Below are 6,694 nucleotides of genomic sequence, written 5' to 3' on the forward strand. Positions count from 1 at the left end.
TGCCCGCTGCCGCGCCTGGGCCGACGCCGTCGGCAAGGACGCGGACGTGTTCTACGCGGGGAAGGCGTTCCTCTCCCGTGCGATCGTCCGGTGGCGAGGAGGTCACGGAGGACGAGCCGCTGCTCGAGGTCTCCACCGACAAGGTCGACACCGAGATCCCCGCCCCGGCCTCCGGCGTGCTGCTGGAGATCGTGGTCGCCGAGGACGAGACGGCGGAAGTCGGCGCGAAGCTGGCCGTCATCGGTGCGAAGGGTGCGGCCCCGGCCGCCGCCCCCGCGCCGACCGCCCCCGAGCCCGCCCCGGCTCCGGCCCCCGCGCCCGCCCCGGCCCCCGAGCCCGCTCCCGTCCCGGCTCCGGCCCCCGAGCCCGCCGCCCCGGCTCCGGCCCCGGCTGCCGCGCCTGCTCAGGCTCCGGCCGCACCGGCCCAGGCCCCCGCGGCTCCGGCTCCCGCCGCGCCCGCCGCCCCGGCCCGGCTCGAGACGAGCGACGCGTACGTGACTCCGCTGGTCCGCAAGCTCGCCGCCGAGAACGGCGTCGACCTCGGATCGGTCAAGGGCACCGGCGTCGGTGGCCGTATCCGCAAGCAGGACGTCATCGCCGCCGCGGAGGCCGCCAAGGCCCCCGTGCCGGCGCCGGCCGCCGCCCCGGCCGCGGCGCAGGCGCCGAAGCCCGAGGTGTCCCCGCTGCGCGGCCAGACGGTCAAGATGACCCGCATGCGCAAGGTCATCGGCGACAACATGATGAAGGCGTTGCACGACCAGGCCCAGCTGACCTCGGTCGTCGAGGTCGACATCACCAAGCTGATGAAGCTGCGCGCCCGTGCGAAGGACGCGTTCGCGGCCCGTGAGGGCGTCAAGCTCTCCCCGATGCCGTTCTTCGTCAAGGCCGCCGCCCAGGCGCTGAAGGCCCACCCGGTCGTCAACGCCCGGATCAACGAGGCCGAGGGCACCATCACGTACTTCGACTCGGAGAACATCGGCATCGCCGTGGACTCCGAGAAGGGTCTGATGACGCCGGTCATCAAGGGCGCGGGCGACCTGAACCTCGCCGGCATCGCCAAGAAGACCGCAGAACTCGCGGGCGCCGTGCGTGCCAGCAAGATCACGCCGGACGACCTCGCCGGTGCGACCTTCACGATCAGCAACACCGGCTCGCGCGGTGCGCTGTTCGACACGATCATCGTGCCGCCGAACCAGGTCGCCATCCTGGGCATCGGTGCCACGGTCCGCCGCCCGGTGGTCGTCAACCACCCGGACCTCGGCGAGACGATCGCGATCCGCGACATGACGTACGTCGCGCTCTCCTACGACCACCGCCTGGTGGACGGCGCCGACGCCGCCCGCTACCTGTCGACGGTCAAGGCGATCCTGGAGGCCGGCGAGTTCGAGGTCGAGCTCGGCCTCTGAACCACGCGGCTGTAACCAGCCTCACCTGCTGCGCCCCTGCTCCGGAGTACATCCGGGCGGGGGCGCAGCCGTATTGTCTAAGAGCCACAGGTCGACGCGGCTTTAAGGAGCGCTCCATGACCATCCCCGTCGTCCACTCGCTGCGCGACCAGATCCGCGAGCACATCGTGGAGGGGATCGTCAGCGGCCGCTGGAAGCCCGGGGAACGCATCGTCGAGCGCCGTATCGCCACCGAACTCGAGGTCTCCCAGACCCCGGTGCGCGAGGCGCTGCGCGAGCTGGAGTCCCTGCGGCTCATCGAATCCGCCCCCAACAAGGGCGTACGGGTACGGAATCTGACGGCCGCGGACCTGGAGGAGAGCTACCCGGTCCGGGCGGGCCTGGAGCAGATCGCGGCGGAGCTCGCGGCGGGCCGCCTGGCGGCGGACTGCTCGGCCCTCGAACCGCACGTGGCGGCGCTCTACGAGGCGGACGCGTCCGGGGACTCCGCGGGCCAGGTCCGCCACACCGTGGCCTTCCACCGGGAGCTGGTGCGCGCCGCGCACAACGCCGTCCTCCTGCACACCTGGGAGGGCCTGGGCATCGAGGTCTTCACGGCGCTGTCGATCCGCTGGCTGGGGACGGTGCAGAAGTCGTACGCGGAGGAGCACCAGGACCTGGTGGAGGCGTTCCGGCGGCGCGACCCGGAGATCGGCTCGCTGGTCAAGGCGCACGTCCTCGGCTGCGCGCCCCGCGCCTGACGGCGCGGTCTCCGGGCACGGCCCGATGCCTCCGGGTTCCGCGCCCGTCCCTGGCCCGGCCCGGTGGTGTTTCCCGTCCCGGCCCGGTCGCTACGTCCCCGAACGGGACCCGACCCTGCCCGCGTGACACCGATCCCGAACGGGACCCGACCCTGCCCGCGTGGCGTCCGGGTGCCGCTCCGGTGGTCGTGTCCGGGACTCCTTTCCTCACCGCGCTTCGCGCGAGTTGCGACGCTTCACGTCCCGGACACGACCCCCTGCGCGTCCCCCTCCCCCGACGCGGCGGTCTCGCCCCCGCCCGTGGACAAGTGCGGGGCAGGGAGCAGCACCCCTGCCCGAAACCGGGACTCCGCCCCATGCCCCGACAGAGCGCGCCGGGTGCGGGCGGCAGCCGTGCGGGTTCCGCCCCCAGCCCGGCAGGAACCTGCCGGACGGGCAGCTGGCCCTGCGGCCCCCTCAGCGCGGCCTACCCCAGGCCCGAAGGCCCACGGTGTCTTGAACGGGGTTCGTTGGCCCCGGGGGGAACGGGCAGAAGTGGCCCCCACCCCTCGAACGGTCAGACGACCGTTCACCCGGGCCCCTGACGGCGTCTTCTCGCTGGCTGCGCTTGTGCGCGGACCACCGACCGACCCGCTGGTCGAACACCTGGCGGAGCCAAAACAACCCGTCGGAGTGGGGCCAAAACTTCCCGGCGGAGACACCCACGGAGCCGGCCACCCCGACCCGATTGGCCGCACACCGGCGCTCCACCCCACCCCACCCCACCCCACCCCACCCCACCCCGCAGGGGCCGCGTGGCGACACCCCAGACCCCGGCAGCAGGCGTGGTGTTCACGCCCCGGCCCCCAGACACAGAGCAACACCCCCGGCCCGCCGACCGTGCACCGGCGGTCCGCCCCCGGCCCCCCGGCGGATACCGGACCCTGCCGAAATGGGGCACCGCCCTCTGGGGCGACCACGGGAGAAAAGGGGCGCCACCGGACCGGAGGGGGGCGGGGTCGCAGGAGGGGGGTGTCCGGAAGTAAAGCGTCGCAACCCGCGCGCAGCGCGGTGAGGAAAGCCATTCCGGACACCCCCCTCCGGAGGCCCCGCCCCCCGCCACCCACCACCAACACAGCCACCACCCCCGGGCGCCACGCACCCGCCACCGGACCCACCAGTGCCGACCCCGGCCGCGCCCCTGGAGGCCGGCTCCCCCAGCACCCACCACCGCAGCCACGCCCCCGAGACCGGCCCTCCTCGTCGACAGCCGGGAGGCCCGGCACGAGCGCACCCGCTCCCAGCTCGCCCCGAGACCGGCGCACCCACCTACCGGACCAGCCCGACCGCAGCCACACCCCCCAGGAGCGCCACGCACCCACCGACCGCACCATCCGGCCACCACCGCGGCCACGCCCCACAGGGACGCCACGCACCCCCGAGCAGGCCCCGCCCCAGGGGACGACGCACCCCCGACCGGACGGGCGCCCTCCGGGCGCACACCGCACCGCACCCGGCCCGGCCCGGCCCGGCCCGGCCCACCCCGGCCCGCCCCAGGGGCGCCACGCACCCCGACAGAACGGGGCGCGCCCGGAAAGGGCGTATTTGTACCGGCACCGCGTGCCCACTTTTGCGGCACCGGATGCCAATTTCTCCCCAGACTTTGATCGATCATCGATCAGAGACTTACAGTTCGACCCAGGGCGTACCCCGCCCGCCGCCCTGTCCTGCCAGACACGGCACACCCCCTTCTCCACCCCCCTCCTGTCCGGAAGGCGGCGATCATGACCGACCCCGTAGGCAAGCTTCCGAGCGAGCTCGACCAGCTCCCGGACCGTGACGCCGAGGAAACCGCCGAGTGGGCGGCGTCCCTCGACGCCGTCGCGGAGCACGCAGGCCCGCGCCGCGCCGCGTACCTGATGCGCCGCACGCTCCAGCACGCCGAGAAGGCCGGTGTGGCCCTGCCCCGCCTGCTGGAGACGGACTACGTCAACACCATCCCGACCTCCGCCGAGCCCGCCTTCGACGGCGACGAGGCGATGGAAGCCCGTATCACGGCCTGGAACCGCTGGAACGCGGCCGCCATGGTGACCCGCGGCTCGAAGCACGGCGTCGGCGGCCACATCGCCACCTTCGCTTCGGCGGCCTGGCTGTACGAGACCGGCTTCAACCACTTCTTCCGCGGCAAGGAGGGGGACGGCTCCGGCGACCAGCTCTACATCCAGGGCCACGCCTCCCCCGGTATCTACGCCCGCGCGTTCCTGGACGGCCGCCTCACCGAGGAACACCTCGACAACTTCCGCCAGGAGGCCGGCGGCAAGGGCATCCCCTCGTACCCGCACCCGCGCCAGCTGCCCTGGCTGTGGGAGTTCCCCACCGTCTCCATGGGTCTCGGCCCGCTCTCCGCGATCTACCAGGCGCGCTTCAACCGCTATCTCCACAACCGCGGGATCAAGGACACGGCGAACTCGCACGTGTGGGCGTTCCTCGGTGACGGCGAGATGGACGAGCCGGAGTCGACGGCGGCACTCGCCCTCGCCTCCCGTGAGCAACTCGACAACCTGACCTTCGTGATCAACTGCAACCTGCAGCGCCTCGACGGCCCGGTCCGCGCCAACTTCAAGATCGTGCAGGAGCTGGAGGCCCAGTTCCGGGGCGCCGGCTGGAACGTCGTCAAGTCGCTGTGGGGCTCGGCCTGGGACGAGCTGCTCCAGCTCGACAGCACGGGCGCGCTGGTCCGCCGGCTGCGCGAGGTGCCGGACGCGCAGTTCCAGACGTACGCGACGCGCGACGTGGCGTACATCCGCGAGCACTTCTTCGGTGCCGAGCCCGCGCTCGCCGAGCTGGCCAAGCTGCTCTCGGACGCGAAGATCGCCGAGTGCTTCTACACCTCCCGCGGCGGCCACGAGGCCCGCAAGGTGTACGCGGCGTACCGCGCGGCGCTCGCGCACAAGGGCGCGCCGACCGTGATCCTCGCGCAGACGGTGAAGGGCTACACGCTCGGCAAGGGCTTCGAGTCCAAGAACGCCAACCACCAGATGAAGAAGCTGACGACCGACGAGTTCAAGGGCATGCGCGACCTGCTCGGGCTCCCGATCGCCGACAGCGCCTTCGACGACGGCGTGGTGCCGTACGGTCACCCGGGTGCCGACTCCCCGGAGGTGCGCTACCTCCAGGAGCGCCGGGCCGCTCTCGGCGGCCCCGCCCCGGCCCGCCGGATGCACGCCTGTGCCCCGCTGCCGGAGCCGGAGGAGCGCGCGTTCAAGGCCCTGTACAAGGGGTCGGGCAAGCAGGAGATGGCCACGACCATGGCGTTCGTCCGCCTGGTCAAGGACCTGATGCGGGACAAGGAGACCGGCAGGCGCTGGGTCCCGATCGTCCCGGACGAGGCCCGTACCTTCGGTATGGAGTCGCTGTTCCCCTCGGCGGGCATCTACTCGCCGCTGGGCCAGACGTACGAGCCGGTCGACCGCGACCAGCTGATGTACTACAAGGAGGCCAAGGACGGCCAGATCCTCAACGAGGGGATCACCGAGGCCGGTGCCATGGCCGACTTCATCGCCGCCGCGACGTCGTACGCGACGCACGGCGAGACGATGATCCCGTTCTACATCTTCTACTCGATGTTCGGCTGGCAGCGGACCGGCGACCAGATGTGGCAGCTCGCCGACCAGCTCGGCAAGGGCTTCATCGTGGGCGCCACCGCGGGCCGTACGACGCTGACCGGTGAGGGCCTCCAGCACGCGGACGGCCACTCGCACCTGATCGCGGCCACGAACCCGGCGTCGCTCAACTACGACCCGGCGTTCGCGTACGAGATCGCGGTGATCGTCAAGGACGGTCTGCGGAGGATGTACGGCCAGACCGCCCCCGGCGAGGACTCGGACGTCTTCTACTACCTCACGGTCTACAACGAGCCGAAGGTGCAGCCCGCGATGCCGGAGGGCGTCGAGGAGGGCATCGTCAAGGGCCTCTACCGCTTCAACGAGGGCTCGGCGGGCGCGGACGCGCCGCGTCTGCAGCTCCTGGCCTCCGGTACGGCCATCCACTGGGCGCTCGATGCCCAGCGGCTGCTGGCCGCCGACTGGAACGTGGCGGCCGACGTGTGGTCCGCGACCTCGTGGGGCGAGCTGCGCCGCGACGCCCTGGCGGCCGACGAGGCCCTTCTCCGCGGCGAGCAGCGCACGCCGTACGTCACGCAGGCGCTGGAGGGCGCGCCGGGCCCGGTGCTGGCGGTCTCCGACTGGATGCGGCAGGTGCCGGACCAGATCAGCCAGTGGGTGGAACAGGACTGGTCCTCGCTCGGTACGGACGGCTTCGGCCTCTCGGACACCCGTGACGCGGCCCGCCGCCACTTCGGTGTCGACCCGCAGTCGATCACGGTCGCCGCGCTGGCCCAGCTGGCGAAGCGCGGTGAGGTGCCCGCTTCGGCCGTGAAGGAGGCGCGCGAGCGCTACGGGCTGTAGGACCTCCCGGGACTTCCTCAGGAAGTCGATCTTCTTCTGGGCGGGCAGGTCTCCGTAGTCGAGGATCATGATGACCTCCGGCTCCGCTTTGGCGACGGCCTCC

Annotated in this window: 2 protein-coding genes and 1 pseudogene; all 3 read left to right on the plus strand. The window is 72.4% G+C overall.

What is annotated here, in order from left to right:
- Window positions 1–92 precede the first annotated feature (92 nt).
- Window positions 93–1,406: pseudogene (gene sucB / locus AB0903_RS33930) on the plus strand (2-oxoglutarate dehydrogenase, E2 component, dihydrolipoamide succinyltransferase); the annotation flags it as partial.
- Between the two features lie 116 nt (window positions 1,407–1,522).
- Window positions 1,523–2,146: a GntR family transcriptional regulator gene (locus AB0903_RS33935; RefSeq protein ID WP_366708625.1), complete on the plus strand. Its 624-nt coding sequence runs from the start codon at window positions 1,523–1,525 to the stop codon at window positions 2,144–2,146.
- Window positions 2,147–3,909: 1,763 nt separating this feature from the next.
- Window positions 3,910–6,591, plus strand: a complete 2,682-nt coding sequence (gene aceE, locus AB0903_RS33940; RefSeq protein ID WP_366708627.1) for a pyruvate dehydrogenase (acetyl-transferring), homodimeric type — start codon at window positions 3,910–3,912, stop codon at window positions 6,589–6,591.
- Window positions 6,592–6,694 lie beyond the last annotated feature (103 nt).

The sequence above is a fragment of the Streptomyces sp. NPDC048389 genome, from assembly GCF_040706335.1.
Taxonomy (GTDB): domain Bacteria; phylum Actinomycetota; class Actinomycetes; order Streptomycetales; family Streptomycetaceae; genus Streptomyces.